This is a genomic window from Janthinobacterium goodfellowi (assembly GCF_051380695.1).
Taxonomy (GTDB): Bacteria; Pseudomonadota; Gammaproteobacteria; order Burkholderiales; family Burkholderiaceae_D; genus Janthinobacterium.
This window is the reverse complement of the sequence record NZ_JBNYXN010000005.1, coordinates 152151-169140: the sequence shown is the minus strand read 5'-3', so window position 1 is coordinate 169140 and position 16990 is coordinate 152151. Positions and strand designations below refer to the sequence as shown.

At 62.5% G+C, this 16990-nt stretch carries 17 protein-coding genes and 4 tRNA genes; 12 read left to right on the top strand and 9 right to left on the bottom strand.

Annotation, left to right across the window (positions count from 1 at the left end; translation table 11 throughout):
- Positions 1-122 precede the first annotated feature (122 nt).
- The 3 genes from ACQ4WQ_RS19720 to ACQ4WQ_RS19710 form a co-directional block, all read right to left on the bottom strand.
- Positions 123-473 (bottom strand): VOC family protein, encoded by a 351-nt coding sequence (locus ACQ4WQ_RS19720; RefSeq protein WP_436499358.1) that lies wholly within the window; start codon positions 471-473, stop codon positions 123-125.
- A gap of 95 nt (positions 474-568) precedes the next feature.
- Positions 569-1108 (bottom strand): hypothetical protein, encoded by a 540-nt coding sequence (locus ACQ4WQ_RS19715; RefSeq protein ID WP_436499356.1) that lies wholly within the window; start codon positions 1106-1108, stop codon positions 569-571.
- 84 nt (positions 1109-1192) lie between these two features.
- Positions 1193-1696, bottom strand: a complete 504-nt coding sequence (locus ACQ4WQ_RS19710; RefSeq protein ID WP_436499354.1) for a DUF2199 domain-containing protein — start codon at positions 1694-1696, stop codon at positions 1193-1195.
- Positions 1697-1888: 192 nt separating this feature from the next.
- Here ACQ4WQ_RS19710 and ACQ4WQ_RS19705 point away from each other — a divergent pair, with 192 nt between their 5' ends.
- Both ACQ4WQ_RS19705 and ACQ4WQ_RS19700 read left to right on the top strand, forming a co-directional pair.
- A complete protein-coding gene (locus tag ACQ4WQ_RS19705; RefSeq protein ID WP_436499353.1) occupies positions 1889-2074 on the top strand; it encodes a DUF4240 domain-containing protein in 186 nt (61 codons plus the stop codon).
- 6 nt (positions 2075-2080) lie between these two features.
- Entirely contained in the window at positions 2081-2449 is a 369-nt protein-coding gene (locus ACQ4WQ_RS19700; RefSeq protein WP_436499351.1) for a tetratricopeptide repeat protein, read from the top strand.
- Between the two features lie 16 nt (positions 2450-2465).
- On the opposite strand, the gene ACQ4WQ_RS19695 is transcribed toward ACQ4WQ_RS19700, so the two are convergent.
- The 4 genes from ACQ4WQ_RS19695 to rnr form a co-directional block, all read right to left on the bottom strand.
- Positions 2466-3164, bottom strand: a complete 699-nt coding sequence (locus ACQ4WQ_RS19695; protein ID WP_436499349.1) for a YceH family protein — start codon at positions 3162-3164, stop codon at positions 2466-2468.
- 10 nt (positions 3165-3174) lie between these two features.
- Positions 3175-3924 carry a serine O-acetyltransferase gene (gene cysE / locus ACQ4WQ_RS19690; RefSeq protein ID WP_326459027.1) on the bottom strand — a complete coding sequence of 250 codons (750 nt, stop codon included), beginning with the start codon at positions 3922-3924 and terminating at the stop codon, positions 3175-3177.
- A 192-nt stretch (positions 3925-4116) separates the two neighbouring features.
- Complete coding sequence (gene rlmB / locus ACQ4WQ_RS19685) at positions 4117-4860, bottom strand: 23S rRNA (guanosine(2251)-2'-O)-methyltransferase RlmB (protein WP_034784003.1); 744 nt, start codon at positions 4858-4860, stop codon at positions 4117-4119.
- Between the two features lie 15 nt (positions 4861-4875).
- The gene (rnr, locus tag ACQ4WQ_RS19680; RefSeq protein ID WP_436499347.1) at positions 4876-7398 is read right to left on the bottom strand and encodes a ribonuclease R; all 2523 of its coding nucleotides are present in this window, start codon (positions 7396-7398) and stop codon (positions 4876-4878) included.
- 409 nt (positions 7399-7807) lie between these two features.
- On the opposite strand from rnr, the gene ACQ4WQ_RS19675 reads away from it, so the two are divergent.
- From ACQ4WQ_RS19675 to ACQ4WQ_RS19655, 5 genes are all read left to right on the top strand, one after another.
- Positions 7808-7892: transfer RNA gene (locus ACQ4WQ_RS19675), tRNA-Leu, on the top strand.
- Positions 7893-8082: 190 nt separating this feature from the next.
- Positions 8083-8167 (top strand) — tRNA-Leu (locus ACQ4WQ_RS19670).
- Positions 8168-8348: 181 nt separating this feature from the next.
- The gene (locus ACQ4WQ_RS19665) at positions 8349-9413 is read left to right on the top strand and encodes an NF038122 family metalloprotease (RefSeq protein WP_436499345.1); all 1065 of its coding nucleotides are present in this window, start codon (positions 8349-8351) and stop codon (positions 9411-9413) included.
- A gap of 187 nt (positions 9414-9600) precedes the next feature.
- Positions 9601-9685: transfer RNA gene (locus ACQ4WQ_RS19660), tRNA-Leu, on the top strand.
- 75 nt (positions 9686-9760) lie between these two features.
- Positions 9761-9845: transfer RNA gene (locus tag ACQ4WQ_RS19655), tRNA-Leu, on the top strand.
- Between the two features lie 97 nt (positions 9846-9942).
- On the opposite strand, the gene ACQ4WQ_RS19650 is transcribed toward ACQ4WQ_RS19655, so the two are convergent.
- Positions 9943-10794, bottom strand: a complete 852-nt coding sequence (locus ACQ4WQ_RS19650; RefSeq protein ID WP_436499343.1) for an SDR family oxidoreductase — start codon at positions 10792-10794, stop codon at positions 9943-9945.
- 113 nt (positions 10795-10907) lie between these two features.
- On the opposite strand from ACQ4WQ_RS19650, the gene ACQ4WQ_RS19645 reads away from it, so the two are divergent.
- From ACQ4WQ_RS19645 to phaP, 4 genes are all read left to right on the top strand, one after another.
- On the top strand, positions 10908-11336 hold the full coding sequence (locus tag ACQ4WQ_RS19645) for a winged helix-turn-helix transcriptional regulator (protein WP_436499341.1): 429 nt from the start codon (positions 10908-10910) through the stop codon (positions 11334-11336).
- A gap of 102 nt (positions 11337-11438) precedes the next feature.
- Positions 11439-13691, top strand: coding sequence for an ATP-binding protein (locus ACQ4WQ_RS19640; RefSeq protein WP_436499339.1), 2253 nt, complete (start codon positions 11439-11441; stop codon positions 13689-13691).
- Between the two features lie 47 nt (positions 13692-13738).
- Positions 13739-13933 (top strand): hypothetical protein, encoded by a 195-nt coding sequence (locus tag ACQ4WQ_RS19635; protein ID WP_070290785.1) that lies wholly within the window; start codon positions 13739-13741, stop codon positions 13931-13933.
- A gap of 107 nt (positions 13934-14040) precedes the next feature.
- Positions 14041-14652, top strand: coding sequence for a TIGR01841 family phasin (gene phaP, locus ACQ4WQ_RS19630; RefSeq protein WP_326459392.1), 612 nt, complete (start codon positions 14041-14043; stop codon positions 14650-14652).
- A 201-nt stretch (positions 14653-14853) separates the two neighbouring features.
- Here phaP and ACQ4WQ_RS19625 read toward each other — a convergent pair whose 3' ends face one another.
- On the bottom strand, positions 14854-16083 hold the full coding sequence (locus tag ACQ4WQ_RS19625; protein ID WP_326459391.1) for an MFS transporter: 1230 nt from the start codon (positions 16081-16083) through the stop codon (positions 14854-14856).
- 157 nt (positions 16084-16240) lie between these two features.
- On the opposite strand from ACQ4WQ_RS19625, the gene ACQ4WQ_RS19620 reads away from it, so the two are divergent.
- Positions 16241-16945 (top strand): SMI1/KNR4 family protein, encoded by a 705-nt coding sequence (locus tag ACQ4WQ_RS19620; protein WP_326459390.1) that lies wholly within the window; start codon positions 16241-16243, stop codon positions 16943-16945.
- Positions 16946-16990: the final 45 nt, after the last annotated feature.

Genomic DNA, 16990 nt, shown 5'->3' with positions numbered 1-16990 from the left:
TACCGGAAACGGGGCCGGATCGACAGGGACCGCTTGATCCACGGCAACCCGCCGCTCCGTGATGCCAGCCTGATACTTGCCACTGGGCGCATGCCTGCGGCCGGCTGCCGTTGATACCCCGCCTACGTGTGCGACAGAATATTGATGAGCTTGCCGAAGGGGTCACGCACGAAAAACCGCCTGACGCCCCAGGGTTCATCGGCAGGCCCATACTCGATGGGAAACCCTGCTGCGGCCATTCTTTCAAATGCCGTATCCACGTCATCGACTTCAATGGAAAGGTCTGGCACTGCAGTGTTCGAGCCGCCTTCCGTGGCGAAGCTCACCTGAACGCCCATCTGGGTTTGCGAACCGTACGTCATGATCCAGCCATGGTCCATTAACAGGCTTAGCCCCAGCACGTCCTCGTAAAAGGTGCGTGCCCGCGCCGGTTCCGGCGCGGGAAAATTGGCAACGATACGCATGACTTGCATATTTTTCCTCTATGCCGAGATGAAAACATTCAGCCGCGCGCGCATCCGCTATCGCTTACGGAGGCCCACGGGCGGCAGGCGGATTGCCCGGCAGCTCAGCGTTTTTCCTTATTGATCAGCTGCAGAAGCTTGAACGCTTCGTGCTCGATCGCCGGCTCAGCCTCCGCAAGCTCCTTGCTGGCCCGGACATAGGCGGCGCGCTTGCGCTCCTTCTTTTCTTCCGGCGGCACTGCCGGCGTCATGCCCGGCATGATGAGCTGCGCACCGGAGTTGTACTTCTTGTAGATCACCTGCTTGCCGTAGGGGGTGCTATAAAAGCGCTGCATCTCGATCGCCGTATCGACGGAGATGGCGCGCGTCAGCGCCGGCGCTAGGCGCTGGTAAATCTCCGCAGGCGGAATCTTGTCCAGCTTGGCCAGCACTGCCTGCTTCTGGCTTTCGGCAGGGTAGCGGCTACGGGCGGCGACGCCCTTCAGCACCTTTTCAATCTGCATCGCGCCAAGCAGATCCTGCACGGCTTTAAGGTGTGCCGGGCTGGATACCCCGGACTGCGCCGCGGGCGCCGTGGCAGCGGCAAATGCGGGGGCGACACAGATCAGCGATAGACCCAGTACGATTCGGATTGCAAATTTCATGAATTTCCTTTGAATGAGGATGGATACGCCATATGCGCGCCGCATAAGAATGACAGTTTGTGATGGCGGCACGAGGCGGGCTTGTCACGCGCCATGCGCCAGCCGCGCATACAGCTCGGCCACCCGCTCCCCCGTGATGCCGTCGCGCTGCTCCACGGCCAGCGGATGGTCCGTCGGCTCCAGCTCGAGGTAGGGCCGCAGGCCGTCGTCGCGCAGGTGCACGCGGGTTTTCAGGTTCAGGGTGTCGGGATACACGGGCAGCTGCGTGCTGAGCCAGCCGAAAAAGGGCCCGACGTGTACGCGCTTGGCGTCGTGGAAGCAGGCATCCCATGCATCGAAGCTCTCGCCGCTGAGCGACACCCACACGCCCCAGCTGAACGGCTCGTCAAAGCCATGCACGGGGATGTCGATGGTGGCGCGTACGAAGCAGTACGTTTCGTCGACGATGCAGGCATCGCTGTCGAGCTGGCAGCGCGCTGCGCGCTCGGCGGGCGCCATCTGCTCGTACAGCCACGGCGCGTCGGCGCCGAAGCTGGGCATGCCCGTGTGGATCTCGCCGCAGCTGCGGCACAGGAAGGAAAAAGTCATGCGTGGAGGCCGCCTATGCGAATTGTCTGTGGTGTCGAATGCAAAAAGTTACTTGGGGAAACTGTGCGCTTGGCATTCGGGCAAGATGATATTCTAAACAAGCTCAGAATGCACAGACGGGACGCATCGCGCCACCGGCATTGCATGCCTGAGCTCTTTCAGTATCGATGGACCATTTACCTGGAATGCACCATGAACGAAGAAAAATTTTGGCAGCTGATGGAGAAAGTCGACCGTGAAGCCCTGGAAGACGGCGACGCCGATGCCGCAGTGGAACCATTGACCGAAGCGCTCGCCCGGCTGCCCGTCAAGGACATCAAGGGCTTCGACAGCGTCGATGATGAAACCGGAAGCAATGCCGCCGCCTGGCCTGGCTAAGGCGCAATGGACGCCATCGCCGCAAGCAAGGCGCATATCCGGCTGGCCGAAGGCGATGCCGGGCGCTGGGAAGCGCACATGGCGGCAGCTGAAGCCGTGCTGCGCAGCGCCTTGCAGGCCGCCCCGCAAGACACGGCCCTGATCACCTGCCTCGGTGCCGTACTGTGTGACCAGGGCAAGTACAAGGAAGCCGTCATCGTACTGGAAACGGCGCTCAAGCTGGGCTCGGCGGACAGCCATACCCATTACAACCTGGGGGTGGCCCTGGCGGGCCTGGCAAAACCGCGCAAGGCCATTGCGCAATTTGGCAAGGCGCAGGGCCTTGCCCCTTCCAGCCTGACCTGGACCGCTTATTTCGACCCGCAGGCCCAATAGGCGCGCGCCCGGAAGATTAATCGAACTGCTTGCGGAACGCCTCGAACTGCGCCGCCAGGCCGTCGAAATCGCTGCGCAATTGCAGCACTTCCTGTTCCAGCTGGGCGACACGGCTGCCCTGCTGCGGCGCGCTGACGGCGCCCGCAAAACCTGCCGCCGTCTCGCTCTGCGCCAGCGCTTCCTCGCCGCCCAGCAGATGGCCGTAGCGCGGCTCCTTGGCGCCGGGCGCGACGGCCAGCCTGGCCACCAGCGGCGGGTATTTGTCGATCAAGAATTGCAGGCCCGATTCCACTTCCGCCACCGACTTGAATTCATGCACGCGGCCGCTGCGGCTGCGGATCTCGCCCGCCGTCTGCAGGCCGCGCAGCATCAGGATCGTCAGGATGGCCAGTTTATCTTGCTCCAGCGACCACTTGATGCGCATGCGGTGCTCGTACTTGGCGACCCGCGCGCCCGCCTGCGTGATGCCGTTGACGAATTTGCGCTGCATCAGGCGCTGCAGCACGTCATAGACGGTTTCCTCGGACAAGGCCATGACGGGGTCGCGGCTCGACAACTGGTTGCAGCCGTTCGTCAGCGCATTCAGGGACAGCGGATAGCTGTCCGGCGTCAGCGCTTCCTTTTCGGCCAGCACGGCCAGCACGCGGATCTCGAAGGGGTCGAGCAGATTCGGATTGTCATTGCTTTTTTCGCCTGCCGTCACATCAGTATTCATGCCTGTATCCTTAATCAACCAGCTTGTTCATTTGCTCGGAATCGAATTTATCACACTCGGGCACGCCCTGGCAGCAGATGCCCGCCGCCTTCAGGGTGGCGAGGATGGTTTCGATGCGCTGTTCCTGCGCCACGGCGTGCGTGATCAGGCCTTGCAGGGCTTTCGACAGCGGGTCGTCGCCGTTGGGCGTGACGCCATACGCGGCAAACAGATGCGCCGTGCTGCCTTCGCGCAGCGCGCTGACATCCTTTTGCACGATGTGCGCGGGGTTGCCAACGGCCGTTGCGCCGGACGGCACGGGTTTGAGCAGCACGGCGTTCGAGCCCACCTTGGCGTACTCGCCCACCGTGAAGCTGCCCAGCACCTGCGCGCCGGCGCCGACGATGACGCCGCGCTCCAGGGTCGGATGGCGCTTGGCGCCGCTGTGCAGCGAGGTGCCGCCCAAAGTGACCCCCTGGTAGATGGTGCAGTCGTCGCCGACGACGGCCGTCTCGCCGATCACCACGCCGAAGCCATGGTCGATGAAGACGCGCCGACCGATGACGGCGCCAGGATGGATTTCGATGCCCGTGATGATACGGGCGATATACGAAATGAAGCGCCCTACCCACTTCATGTGCCGCGTCCAGCACCAGTGCGCCCAGCCGTGCATGACGATGGCGTGCAGGCCGGCATAACAGGTCAGCACCTCCCAGCCGTTGCGGGCGGCGGGGTCACGTTCAATGATGCTGTTGATATCTTCGCGCAGGTGGTGGAACATAATGAAAATGGATAAGGTGGAATGCAAATGGTAGCGTATTCGGCGGCGTGCTGCCGGAGGGGCAGATAAACAACCGCCGCCTCAAGGGCGGCGGCATATCAAAGAAGCGCTACAAAACGTTCAGGGCAAGGCGCATTGCCGAAGACAGTACAAAAGTACGGCGAGGCAATGCAACGCCGCCCTGGACGTTTTTTAGCCTTCTTTCGCGATACGCTGGCGGCGGGCTTCGTAGAGGCACACGCCGGAGGCGACCGACACGTTCAGACTCTCGACGGAGCCGAACATCGGGATGCTGACGAGGATGTCGCAGGTGTCGCGCGTCAAGCGGCGCATGCCTTCGCCTTCGGAACCCATGACCAGGGCCGTCGGGCCCGTGAAATCGGCTTCGTACAAGCCTTTTTCGCCGTCATCCGACGTGCCGATCAGCCAGATGCCGCGCTCTTTCAGTTCGCGCATGGTGCGCGCCAGGTTCGTCACGGTGATGTACGGGACGGTTTCGGCGGCGCCGCTGGCGACCTTGGCGGCCGTGGCATTCAAGCCCACGGCACGGTCCTTCGGCACGATGACGGCATGGGCGCCGACGCCGTCGGCCACGCGCAGGCAGGCACCCAGGTTGTGCGGGTCGGTGATACCGTCGAGAATCAACAGCAGCGGCGGGCCGTCGATGGCGTCCAGCAGCTCATCGAGATTGCGCGCCAGCGACAATTGCGAGGCAAACGCGATCACGCCCTGGTGGCGGCGCGTGCCGACGATTTTATCGAGACGCGACGAGTCGACGGGCATGACGCGCACGTTGGCCGCCTTGGCGGCGGCGATCATGTCCTTCATGCGGCCGTCGACGCGGCTGGCATCGACGAAAATTTCTTCCACGGACGACGCTTCATGACGCAGACGCGAGGTGACGGCGTGGAAGCCGAAAATCATTTTATTCTTCATTTGTTATCGTTTCTTTTATCGCTTGTTCTTGCTTGATTTTGATACAGTTTTTGCTGCTCGTGGTGCCGCCGCAGCGGCTGCCGCGGCTGGTTTCTTGCTGCGCTTCGGTGCGGCGGCCTTGGGGGCTTCCTTGGCTTGCGCCTTGGCGCCGTTGGAACGGCCGCCGGAACCATTGCCCGGTTTGCCGCCATTGTTGCCGCTGGCTTTGATCTCATGGCGCTGCTCGGTCGCAGGACCGGGCTTGACCATCGATTTCTTTTCGCCCTTGCGCTTGCCGCCAGACTGTTTGGCCGGCGCTTCGTCGCCCGCCAGTTCCGCATCGGTGACCAGGCGCAGGTCGATCTTGCGCGTTTCCAGGTCGACACGCGCCACTTGCACCGTCAAACGGTCGGTCAGCTGGTAGCGCTTGCCCGTGCGTTCGCCGCGCAATTCATGGCGCGCATCGTCGTACTGGAAGTAATCGGTGCCCAGCTCGGTGACGTGCACCAGGCCTTCGACAAACAGGGTGTCGAGCTGGACGAACACGCCGAAGGTGGTCACGCCGGTGATCGTGCCGGTGAATTCCTCGCCCAATTTATCCTGCATGAAGTAGCACTTGAGCCACGCTTCCACGTCGCGCGACGCTTCATCGGCGCGGCGCTCGTTGGCCGAGCAATGCACGCCCAGCGCATCCCAGATGGTCAGGTCCGTCTTCTTCGGCTTGCCGTCGGCCTTGTCCTTCGCCTGCTGCTTGCGCGTGGCGTTCGACACGTTCGTGTTCAGCACGACCTTGTCGGACAGTTTCGGCTCGTATTTCTTGCCTTGCAGGATGGCCTTGATGGCGCGGTGCGTCAGCAGGTCCGGATAGCGGCGGATCGGGCTGGTGAAGTGGGCATACGCCTCGTAGGCCAGGCCGAAGTGACCGATATTGTCCGGGCTGTAGACGGCTTGCTGCATCGAGCGCAGCAGCATCGTTTGCAGCAGGGCCGCGTCTGGACGCTGCTTGATCTGCTGCATCAAAGTCTGGTAATCGGATGCCGATGGCGTGTCGCCGCCCGTCAGGTTCAAGCCAACCTGTTTCAGGAAAGTACGCACTTGCGTGAGCTTTTCCTTGGTCGGGCTGGCGTGGATGCGGTAGGTGCCGGGGTGCTTGTTACGCAGCAACAAATCGGCTGCGCAGACGTTGGCCGCCAGCATGCACTCTTCGATGATCTTGTGCGCTTCGTTGCGCGTGCGGGGGATGATTTTTTCGATCTTGCCCGCGCTATTGCAGACGATATACGTTTCCGTCGTCTCGAAGTCGATGGCGCCCCGCTCCGTGCGTGCTTTCAGCAAGGCGCGGTAGACGGCTTCCAGGTTTTGCAGGTGCGGCAGGATGTCCGCGCGGCGTGCCGCTTCGGGTCCCTTGGTGTTGCCCAGCACGGCGGCGACTTCGTCATACGTGAGGCGCGCGGCCGAGTGAATCACGGCCGGGTAGAACTGGTAAGCCTTCAGTTCGCCCTTGTCGCTGACGACGGCGTCACAGACGAGGGTCAAACGGTCGACGGCCGGGTTCAGCGAGCACAGGCCGTTCGACAGCTTTTCCGGCAGCATCGGAATCACGCGGCGCGGGAAGTAGACGGACGTGCTGCGTTCGAGCGCGTCGATATCGAGCGCGTCGTTCGGTTTCACGTAATGGCTGACGTCGGCAATCGCCACGATCAGGCGGAAGCAGTTGGCGCGGCCGACCTTGACGGGTTCGCAATACACGGCATCGTCGAAATCGCGCGCGTCCTCGCCATCGATGGTGACGAGCGGCACGTCGCGCAGGTCGACGCGGTCTTTCAGGTCGGCGGCGCGCACTTCGAACGGCAGTTTTTCCGCCTGTTTCAAGGCGGCGGCGGAGAAGATGTGCGGCACATTGAATTTGCGCACGGCAATCTCGATTTCCATGCCGGGATCATCCAGGGCACCGAGCACTTCGACGATCTTGCCGACCGGCTGCTTGAAGCGCATCGGTTGCTCGGTCAGCTCGACGCTGACGATCTGGCCGGCCTTCGCCTTGCCCACCGAACCGGTGACGAGAATGTCCTGGCCGATGCGCTGGTCTTCCGGCGCCACGACCCAGGTGCCGTTTTCCTGGATCAGGCGGCCGATGACGTGGGTATTGGCGCGCTGCGTGACTTCGACGATCGTGCCTTCCGGGCGGCCGCGGCGGTCCGTGCCGACGATGCGGGCCATGACCTTGTCGCCATGCAGTACTTTCTGCATTTCTTTCTCGGGCAGGAACAGGTCGGCGCTGGCGTCGTCGGGAATGACGAAGCCGAAGCCGTCGCGGTGGCTCATGACGCGACCGGCGACAAGCGCGCTCTGGTCGGCCAGGCTGAAAACACCGCTGGCGTCAGACTTGAGCTGGCCGTCGCGCTCCATCGCCTTCAGGCGACGGACCAGGACATCCATGGAATCGGCATGCACTTGCAGCGTTTTCCCGAGAGACTGCGGGTCGAGAGGCGCGTTGACGCTGCGGAATATGCCGAGAATGTCCTCCCGGCTGGGGATGGTGTGGGTATTTTGGCTCAAAAGTATTTCTATAGTTGTTATTGACAGTGATCAAACGGAAGACAAAGACCGATGACATCACCGTCAATATTGACACGGTGATGTCCGGTAGTGTACCGGAGGACGCCTTGGTTTGCCTAACGGACAGCGTAGCGGAAACCGAACAAGTGCCCCGCCGATGAAAAAAAGGAGAAAAGCTGCGCAATGCATTTGACTTCGGCAAATATTGCTCTATAATCTCGGTCTCTTGCAGCGACAAACCTTCACGGGAATGCAGTTGCAGGAAAGCGGTACAGGGTTGATGTGCAGTATGGAGCGAAAGCTCATCTGGCGCAAAACTCTTCAAGTCGCTATAATAGCAGAATTGCTGTAAAGTTATTTTGCAACAAGTACTCGAGCAGTAAAAGTAGTAAGTCACAGCAGCATCAGTGCCCACGTGGCGGAATTGGTAGACGCGCATGGTTCAGGTCCATGTGCCTTCGGGTGTAGGGGTTCGAGTCCCTTCGTGGGCACCATTACCTAATTCGCAAAAAAGCCGCAAACTTTCACGAGTTTGCGGCTTTTTTCATGGCGGCTCCCCTGCCAGCGGCCGTCCCGCATTTATTTCACGTTTTGCGTATTTTTTCATTGACCGCCAGGCTGGCAGCCTCTATGATCCTGCCTTCTCTGCAGAACACGCAAAGAAAGCAGCAAAGCAGCATCAGTGCCCACGTGGCGGAATTGGTAGACGCGCATGGTTCAGGTCCATGTGCCTTCGGGTGTAGGGGTTCGAGTCCCTTCGTGGGCACCATTACCAAAATTCGCAAAAGAGCCGCAAACTTTCACGAGTTTGCGGCTTTTTTCATTTCCAGTCCCGGCACATCCTGTCGCCATTCTTGACAGTTGCCCACCGCGTACACGCCAAGTCCCTGATTTTAAAGCCGAGCATGCTTCTTGCCTGCAGGATGGCATCGCCATTCCGGAGCGCCGCCATGAAAAGCCTCGTCGCCGTCCTCGCCCTGATCTTGCCCGCCAGCGCCATCGCCTCGCCCCTGTTCCATCTGCAATACGTGCCCGGCACTTCGCTGCAGGCGCAGCAGGGATTCCAGGCGGCCGCCGCGCGCTGGTCGCGCGTACTGAAAGACAATGTCACCATCGACCTGACGGTGGGATTCAATTCGCTGGGCGGCAATATCCTGGGACAAACGGGCTCGTCGGAAGCGTTTTACCGCTACAGCGACTTTCGCGGCGCCCTCGCCGCCGACGCCACATCCACCATCGACCAGCGGGCGCTGGCGCACCTGCCAACGGGCGACAGCGTCGGCATGCTGATCAACCGCACGGCCAACAACCCCAACGGCCCCGGCAGCGCCCTGCCCTATGTCGACAACAATGGCGACGCCAACAATCAGTATCTATCCCTGAGCAATGCCGAAGCCAAGGCCGTCGGCCTGGCGCCGCCAGCCCAATCGCTGGATGGCTGCATCGGCAATTGCGATGGCTTCATCCAGTTCAACAGCGATTTCAACTTCGATTTCGATCCCGGCAATGGCATCGACGCCCACAGCATCGACTTCATCGGCGTGGCCATGCATGAAATCGGCCACGCACTGGGCTTTATCAGCGGCGTGGACATCCTCGACTACAATTCGCCGCCGCTGGGCGGCCCGTATGACGACACGGAATTTACCTACGTCTCGGGACTGGACCTGTTCCGCTATTCGGCCGAGAGCGCCGCGGCCGGCGTGATCGACTGGACGGCCGACAACCGCGACAAATATTTCTCGCTCGACGGCGGCGCGACGCGCGGCCCCCTGTTTGCCAACGGCAGCTATCACGGCGATGGCGACCAGGCCAGCCACTGGCGCGACAACTTACACCTGGGCATTATGGACCCGACGGTGGCGTACGGCGAATTGCTGCGCCTGCGCTGGAACGACTTGATCGCTCTCGACGCCATCGGCTGGGATATCGCCCCGAACGCGATCCCGGCGCCGGGCACCTTCCCGCTGCTATGCCTGGCACTGATGCTGCTGGCACTGCAGCAACGACGCTGAATACGCTGAAAAAACAGGCAGTTTTCAGCCATTTCTCATAGGGAAAACCCTTTTTTCAGCGGAAAAGGGGGTTTCTTGAAGAAAAGAGCAAAATGTTCATTGACCGAATCGCCGCCAACCCTTATTATTTTGTCCGTCGCTGCAGAACACGCAGCAGACAGCAAGCAAGCAGCAAAAGCAGCACAATGCCCACGTGGCGGAATTGGTAGACGCGCATGGTTCAGGTCCATGTGCCTTCGGGTGTAGGGGTTCGAGTCCCTTCGTGGGCACCACCAGCAACGAGTCGTTTTCGTTGTAATCCGCAGTACAGTAGTGAGATATCGCAGTAAGCAACAAGCAACATCAGTGCCCACGTGGCGGAATTGGTAGACGCGCATGGTTCAGGTCCATGTGCCTTCGGGTGTAGGGGTTCGAGTCCCTTCGTGGGCACCATTACCTAATTCGCAAAAAAGCCGCAAACTTTCACGAGTTTGCGGCTTTTTTCATTCCAGAATGCCGCGCGGTATTCCCAACCTGCGGCACCCTCCCCTTACTTGGCCAGCGCCGCCTTCACGGCGTCAAGCAAGGTCGTCGTCGGACGGCCAATCAGCGCGCTCAATTGCTTGCCGTGGTCTTCCAGGGCGCCCTTGGCCGCGCCCGCATCGGAATCGGCCAGCAGGTCCGCAAAGCCTTCCGGCACGCCCACGCTCACCAGCGCCGCCTTGAAATCCGCCTGCGGCAAGTCTTTATAGACGATCGTCTTGCCCGACTGGCGCGCCACTTCGGCCGCATACTCGGCCAGGGTAAAGCCATGGTCGCCGGCCAGTTCATAGATGGCTTGCGGCTGGGCCGCCGTCAGCACGGCAGCGGCGGCCGCCGCATAATCAGCGCGCGCGGCGGACGAGAAACGGCCGTTTTGCGCCGCGCCCAGCACGACGCCATGCTCGAGCACGGGTGCCAGGTGTTCCGTATGGTTTTCCAGGTACCAGCCGTTGCGCAGGAATGTGTACGGCAGGCCGGACGCGCGGATGGCCGCTTCCGTGATCACATGCTCGGCGGCCAGGCCCAGCGGCGAGGTGTCGGCGCGCAAGACGCTGGTATAGGCCAGCAGTGACACGCCGGCGCGCCTGGCCGCATCGATGACGTTCTGGTGCTGCTGCGCGCGCTGGCCCACTTCGCTCGACGAGATCAGCAAGATCTTCGTCGCGCCCTTGAATGCCGCATCGAGGCTGGCGCCATCGTTGTAATCGGCCTGGCGCACTTGCACACCCTTGGCGGCGAGGCCGGCGGCCTTGGCCGGGTTGCGCACGGCGGCAATGATGTTGGCTGCGGGGACGGATTTGAGCAGATTGGCGATGACGTGCTGGCCCAGGTTGCCTGTGGCGCCGGTAATGACGATCATGATTTCTCCTTGGAAGGTGGGTCGTAAAACCCTATAATAGGACTATTACTTACTTATTGTAAGTACGTACCTTTTGGTAAGTATGAATGACCTCACATTGAAGGCCAACTATCATGTCCACAGACACTCCCGGTGCCAGCCTGCGCGCCGCCCTCGCCCGCCAGAACCAGGGCGCGCAGCTGCTGGCGGCCGCCTGCCCCTCGCGTGCCGTGCTCAGCCACCTGACCAGCCGCTGGGCCGTGCTGGTGCTGGTGCTGCTGCTGAGCGGCACCCGGCGCTTCAGCGAACTGCGCCGCGAAGTGGGCGGCGTCAGCGAAAAAATGCTGGCGCAAACCCTGGAAGCGCTGGCGGGCGACGGCTTCGTGCTGCGCCAGGCGTATCTGGTGATCCCGCCCAAGGTGGAATACAGCCTCACGCCGCTGGGACGCGAGGCGGCCGAACGCCTGGCCGTGCTGGTCGACTGGATCGAGGATAATTACCCGCGCATCGAACAGGCGCGCGCCGACCTGGCCATGGCGCCCGACGCGCAAAACGCCGCCTGAACGGACGCTGCGGCTCTTGCTTTTAGTCATCAAGAATTATCGTTTACTCCTACTTGCCTTGATGTAATACTAGGCCCATGAACCGCGTAAGGGCGCGACACCATGAACCAGTTGATTTCTTCCATCACCGACCGGGCCAATGTGCTGCTGGTCAGCAATTCGCCGAACGATGTGCGCGAACTGCTGTATGTGCTGGACCGGCATAACCTGGGCACGGGGCTGGCGGGCGATATCGACGAAGGCGTGGAACTGGCGGCCGGCGGCACGGACCTGATCCTGCTCGACGCGGCCCTGGCGGGCTCGAATATCGGTGCCACCTGCATGCGCCTGCGCAATGCGGGCGGACGCCACAGCGTGCCCCTGCTGCTGATGTCGGCCACGCCCAGCGCCGAGGAACAGGGCCGCAGCGTGGGTGCCGGCGCTTCCGACTACATCAAGATGCCCTTCAATGCGCGCGACGTGGCGGAAAAGATCCTCATGGAACTGGCGCTGCACAAGGCCGAGGCGCCCGCCGCCAGGCCCTTCGCCACGCCCGCCGCGCCGCCTCGCCCCGTGCATCCGCAAACGCTGGAAGTCAATTACCACTCGATCCTGGCCGGCTCGCCCGACGCCGTGCTGCTGTTCGATATCGACAACAACCTGCTGATCGACGCCAACCACCTGGCCGAAGACCTGTTCGGCCTGCCGCTGGCCGCACTGCTGCAAGGCGGCATGGAACCGCTGTTCCCCAAGCATCAGAGCGATGGCCGCGCCTCGCCGCAACTGCTGGCAGAAAAGATCCGCGATACCCTGCAAGGCAAGATCGTCGTCTTCCGCGCCAGCTGCTGCCACCGCGACGGCCACCCGATCGCCTGCGAAATCCGCCTGATGCGCCTGTCCGTGCCGGGCCGCCAGCTCGTGCATGCGCGCATCATCGACTTGACCGAACGCAACCTCGCCGAAGCGATGCGCTCGGGCCAGAGCGCCCTGCTGGAAATGGTCGCCAAGGGCGCGCCCCTGATCCCCACGCTGAACCAGCTGCTGCTGCTGATCGAGGGCCAGTCGCGCGGCGTGCTGTGTTCCATCATGCTGCTCGACGACGACGGCGTCCACATGCACAGCGCGGCCGGCCCCAGCCTGCCGCCCGACTACATGGCCCTGCTCGAAGGCGCGGCCATCGGACCCGGCGTGGGCTCGTGCGGCACGGCCATGTTCCTGCGCGAACCGGTGGTGGTCAGCGACATCATGCTGGACCCGCTGTGGGCACCCTACCGCGAGCTGGCCGCGCCGTTCGGCTTGCGCGCCTGCTGGTCGCGCCCCATCTTCGGCCAGGATGGCGCCGTGCTCGGCTCCTTCGCCATGTACTACCGCGAAGTGCGCCAGCCCGATGCGCGCGACCTGGAACTGATCGACACGGCGACCGACCTGGCCGGCATCGCGATTGGCCGCATGCGCCACGAACGCGAGCTGCAGCGCCACCGCGCCCACCTGGAAGAGCTGGTGGCCGAACGCACGGCGGCCCTGACGCAGGCCAAGGAACACTCGGAGCAAACGAACCTCGAACTGGCCGCCGCGCTGGAAAACCTGTCCATCACGCAAGAAGAACTGGTGCGCCGCGACAAGCTGGCCGCACTCGGTGCGCTGGTGGCCGGCATCGCGCATGAACTCAATACACCAATCGGCAACGGCCTGGTGGTGGCCACCACGATGGCCGAACGCACGCGCGAAATCCAGGCCAGCTTCCTCGACGGCCTGCGCCGCTCCGAACTGGGCGCCTACCTGACCCAGGCCAGCGAGGCGGACGCCATCATGCTGCGCAACCTGCAGCGCGCCGCCGACCTCGTGTCGAGCTTCAAGCAGATCGCCGTCGACCGCGCCAGTTCGCAGCGCCGCCATTTCCTGCTGCGCCAGTTCGTGGCCGAGCTGATGCTGCCCCTGTCCACGCCGCTCAAGGCCGCCGGCCTGAGCCTGACGCAGGACGTGCCGGACGATCTGGCCATGGACAGCTATCCCGGCCCGCTGGGCCAGGTGCTGAGCAACCTGGTGGAGAACTGCCTGCGCCATGCCTTCGAGGGCCGCAGCGGCGGCACCATCGCCATCACGGCGCGCGGCAGCGACGACGGACAGACGATCACCCTGTCCATCGCCGACACGGGCGTGGGCATCGCCGCCGACGATCTCGTGCATGTCTACGACCCCTTCTTCACGACCAAGCTCGGTTCGGGCGGCTCGGGCCTGGGCCTGCATGTGGCGCACAACATCGTCACGGGCGTGCTGGGCGGCCATATCGACGCCATAAGCAACACTGGCGAGGCCAGCGGCACCACCTTCACCCTGCAACTGCCCGCCGCAGCGCCGCAATCGCCCGCGCCCTGACCGGCAGGCGCGCTACAATACCCGCAAGCTTTTCTTTCGGAGCACCTATGAAATACCTGATCGCCACAGCCCTGCTGGCCGCCTGCGCGTACGCCTCGGCCGGACCGGCCCCCTGGTACAAATGGCGCAGCAAGATCGACGGCACCCTGTCATGCGCCCAGTCCACCCTGGGATTTGGCTGGGAACTGGCCTCGGGACCATACAAAGATAGCCGTTGCGAAAAACCGGCGCTTGCTAAATAATGGGGCCATGACCACACGGGGCACCGGCTTGAGATCAAGCGATGGCAATGCGGCGTCGAAAGAGTATGGAACGATAAGAACGTATCTATTCAAACCGAGGAGACCACATGTTTACGAATCCCGAACAATTCGCATCGGCCACCAAGGCCCTGTTTGAATTCCAGCTGATGACCTTCAACACCCTCACCTCCAAGGCCGTGCAAGGCGTGGAACAGGTGCTGGCGCTGAACATGGCCACCGCCAAGTCCGGCATCGAGGATGGCCTTGCCGCCGGCAAGGAAATCAGCCAGGCCAAGGATCCGAAGGCCGCCATGGCCGCCGCCGCTGCCCAGCTGCAACCGGGCGTGGCCGGCGCGAAGGCGTATAAACAGCAACTCGACGACATCATCAAGGAAATCCACACGGAATTCACCACGGCCGCCGAAGCCCACGTGGCCGAGGCGAAAAGCAATCTGAGCGCCCTGATCTACGACGTCACGAAGAACGTGCCGCCAGGCTCGGAAAACGCCGTCGCCATCGTCAAGGCCGCCATCGACAACGCCTTCCTCGGCTACGAGCAAGTGACCAAGGCCACGAAACAGGCCGTGAAGACCGTGGAAGAGCAGATCGCCAAGGCCAGCGCGCAAGTGGCGCAGGCCACGGAAAAGGCGACGAGCGGCGCCACTGCCGCAGCTGAAAAGGCGGCGCCTGCCGCCAAGCCGAAGGCTGCCAAGAAGTAACGATGCAGGTCGGATTAGCGCGGCAACGCCGCGCGTAATCCGACACATTGTTGGCGCCAATGGTGATGTCGGGTTACGCGCGCAGCGCTAACCCGACCTACAACCCGGCCGACGACGCATCCACCGGCACGAGCCGGTACACGCACCACCTCCCCTCCAGCAGATAGTCGCCCCCCATACCCGCCGAAAGATGGCCAGCGCCTAACTGCAGAAATCCTGGCAAGCCTTCGCCTCGACGGTTCCGGCCAGCTGGCGGCGCCAGGCCGCCATGCGCCATGCGGCCCAGGCGGCGGACAAGGCGCCCGCGACGAGGATCAGGCGCGTGTCGATCAGGGTCAGCACGGAGCCGCTCAAGGCCACGACGATGTTGGCGATGCAAAAGGTGGTGGCCAGCAAGCCCATCACGGCGCCCTGCCCGTGCGCGCTGAAGCGCTCGGCGCACCAGCCCTGTATCACCGTGTTGTACAGCGCATTCGGAATGCCGAACAGCACGATGGCGGCGATGCCCACCCAGATGTTGCCCAGCGCCAAAATCCCGACGGCCAGCGCCACGCCGCAGGCATACCAGCTGGCGCGCAACAGTGGCGCATGGCGGCTGGGACCGCCCGCCAGCAAGGACGTGACCGTCATCGTGCCGCACAGGCCCACATTCACCCAGGCAATCGCCTGCGCATGGTAATTGGCCGTCTCGACCAGCCACAGCGGATAGAACTCGTAGAAACTGGCCACGCCGCAGGTAAACGCCAGTTGCACGATGAACAGGGTGCGCAGCTCCTCATGGCGCAGCAAATTGAGCGAATGGCGGTCGCGCGCCACTTGCCACCACGACGTCGTCAATAGCGAGGGCGTTTCGCGCGGCAAGCCGACAGCCACCAGCACGGCGACGAGCATCAGCGCGGCGGCGGCGATCCAGAACGGCACCGTCACGCCCCAATGCAGGGTCGCGCCCGCCAAAATCGGCCCGACCAGCCAGCCCAGGTAGAACGCGCCGTTCAGCCACGACATGGCGCGCAGGCGCAGCGGTCCCGTCAGCTGGTCGGCCAGCATGGCGCGCGCCACGGCGCCGTTACCTTCCAGCAAACCCGTTATGAAACGGGCGACGATGAACAGCGGATAGGACTGGATCACCAGGGCCCAGGCCGTGATGGCATGGCCGATGGCGGCGCCCACGGCCGTGCGCATCAGCAAGGGACGGCGGCCGTAGCGGTCGGACAAGGGGCCCAGCAGGGCCGAACCGATCAGCAAACCCAGCGGATTGATCGTCAGCGCCAGGCCGAACAGCAGCTTGGATGGCAAGCCGAGGAAATTATTGAAGGCATTCGGCGCCTCAGCCGCGAACAGCGGCGGCAGGATCGGGTATGGCAAGGAGGCGCCGATGGTCGACAGCAGCGCCAGCAGGCAAGCGGCGGAAATCAGGATGATGTTTTTCATGCGGGCTCGGCGAATTTTAGTCTGGCAAGCATACGTTGACCATGCCACACAAGCAAACTTCAATGTTTATTAATTATGTTCATCATTGCCGCCGTGAAGCGTGCCAGACAAGGCCTCGGCTATCATGCGTCCATAACCCACGTTGAACAGGACAAACATGACACTGTCAGAAATTGAAAGCAAACACGGCTTCACCTATCCTGCGCTGTACCGGCAGCTGGAACGCGACGGCATGCTGGCCGTGGGCGAATATGGGCCCGACTGGTACAAGCTGGTCTATCCCACCTTGACGGAGCGCCCCACCCTGCTGCTGCATGCCGACGACTTCGAATTGCTCAATATCAAGGCCGTGGCCGAAGCAGCGGACACCTTGCTGGATGCGGACGATTACCGGCAGATCGATCCCGCCTTCCGCTTCATCCCGTTCGCGCAAACGGGCGCGGGCGACCACTACTGTTTTTTCGTTTCTGGCCAGCACGATGGCGACATGCCCATCGTGCTGCTGTGGCACGACCAGAATGAAGCGCAGTACCTGGCGAAAAACCTGCAGGATTTCGTGTTCCACATGTTGTTGAACAGCATGGCCGATCAGGATACCTATAACGAGGTCAGCGACGAGGCATTCAGGGAGCAACTGGCCAACACCCTGGGCACGCATGCACGCTACCTGACGGCGCGGCAAGCCGAAGTGCTGCAAGCCTTGCTGGCCAGGGACATCCTCGATTACGAGGTGGCGTTGCCGAAGGGACGCAAGGAAGCGCACCGGGGCTTGCTGACCGATATCGAACTGGCCCGCCTGCGCGAGGAACTGATTCCCTACGAAAAGTTCAACAGCTGTTTTGCCTACAGCACGGCTGGCTGAGCATAAATCGCTGGGCAAGCGGCGGATGAAGGTTTAAACTGTATA

Coding starts and splice junctions, on each gene's coding strand:
- ACQ4WQ_RS19720 (WP_436499358.1), bottom strand. CDS start 473: ATGCAAGTCATGCGTATCGTTGCCAATTTTCCCGCGCCGGAACCGGCG.
- ACQ4WQ_RS19715 (WP_436499356.1), bottom strand. CDS start 1,108: ATGAAATTTGCAATCCGAATCGTACTGGGTCTATCGCTGATCTGTGTC.
- ACQ4WQ_RS19710 (WP_436499354.1), bottom strand. CDS start 1,696: ATGACTTTTTCCTTCCTGTGCCGCAGCTGCGGCGAGATCCACACGGGC.
- ACQ4WQ_RS19705 (WP_436499353.1), top strand. CDS start 1,889: ATGAACGAAGAAAAATTTTGGCAGCTGATGGAGAAAGTCGACCGTGAA.
- ACQ4WQ_RS19700 (WP_436499351.1), top strand. CDS start 2,081: ATGGACGCCATCGCCGCAAGCAAGGCGCATATCCGGCTGGCCGAAGGC.
- ACQ4WQ_RS19695 (WP_436499349.1), bottom strand. CDS start 3,164: ATGAATACTGATGTGACGGCAGGCGAAAAAAGCAATGACAATCCGAAT.
- cysE (WP_326459027.1), bottom strand. CDS start 3,924: ATGTTCCACCACCTGCGCGAAGATATCAACAGCATCATTGAACGTGAC.
- rlmB (WP_034784003.1), bottom strand. CDS start 4,860: ATGAAGAATAAAATGATTTTCGGCTTCCACGCCGTCACCTCGCGTCTG.
- ACQ4WQ_RS19665 (WP_436499345.1), top strand. CDS start 8,349: ATGAAAAGCCTCGTCGCCGTCCTCGCCCTGATCTTGCCCGCCAGCGCC.
- ACQ4WQ_RS19650 (WP_436499343.1), bottom strand. CDS start 10,794: ATGATCGTCATTACCGGCGCCACAGGCAACCTGGGCCAGCACGTCATC.
- ACQ4WQ_RS19645 (WP_436499341.1), top strand. CDS start 10,908: ATGTCCACAGACACTCCCGGTGCCAGCCTGCGCGCCGCCCTCGCCCGC.
- ACQ4WQ_RS19640 (WP_436499339.1), top strand. CDS start 11,439: ATGAACCAGTTGATTTCTTCCATCACCGACCGGGCCAATGTGCTGCTG.
- ACQ4WQ_RS19635 (WP_070290785.1), top strand. CDS start 13,739: ATGAAATACCTGATCGCCACAGCCCTGCTGGCCGCCTGCGCGTACGCC.
- phaP (WP_326459392.1), top strand. CDS start 14,041: ATGTTTACGAATCCCGAACAATTCGCATCGGCCACCAAGGCCCTGTTT.
- ACQ4WQ_RS19625 (WP_326459391.1), bottom strand. CDS start 16,083: ATGAAAAACATCATCCTGATTTCCGCCGCTTGCCTGCTGGCGCTGCTG.
- ACQ4WQ_RS19620 (WP_326459390.1), top strand. CDS start 16,241: ATGACACTGTCAGAAATTGAAAGCAAACACGGCTTCACCTATCCTGCG.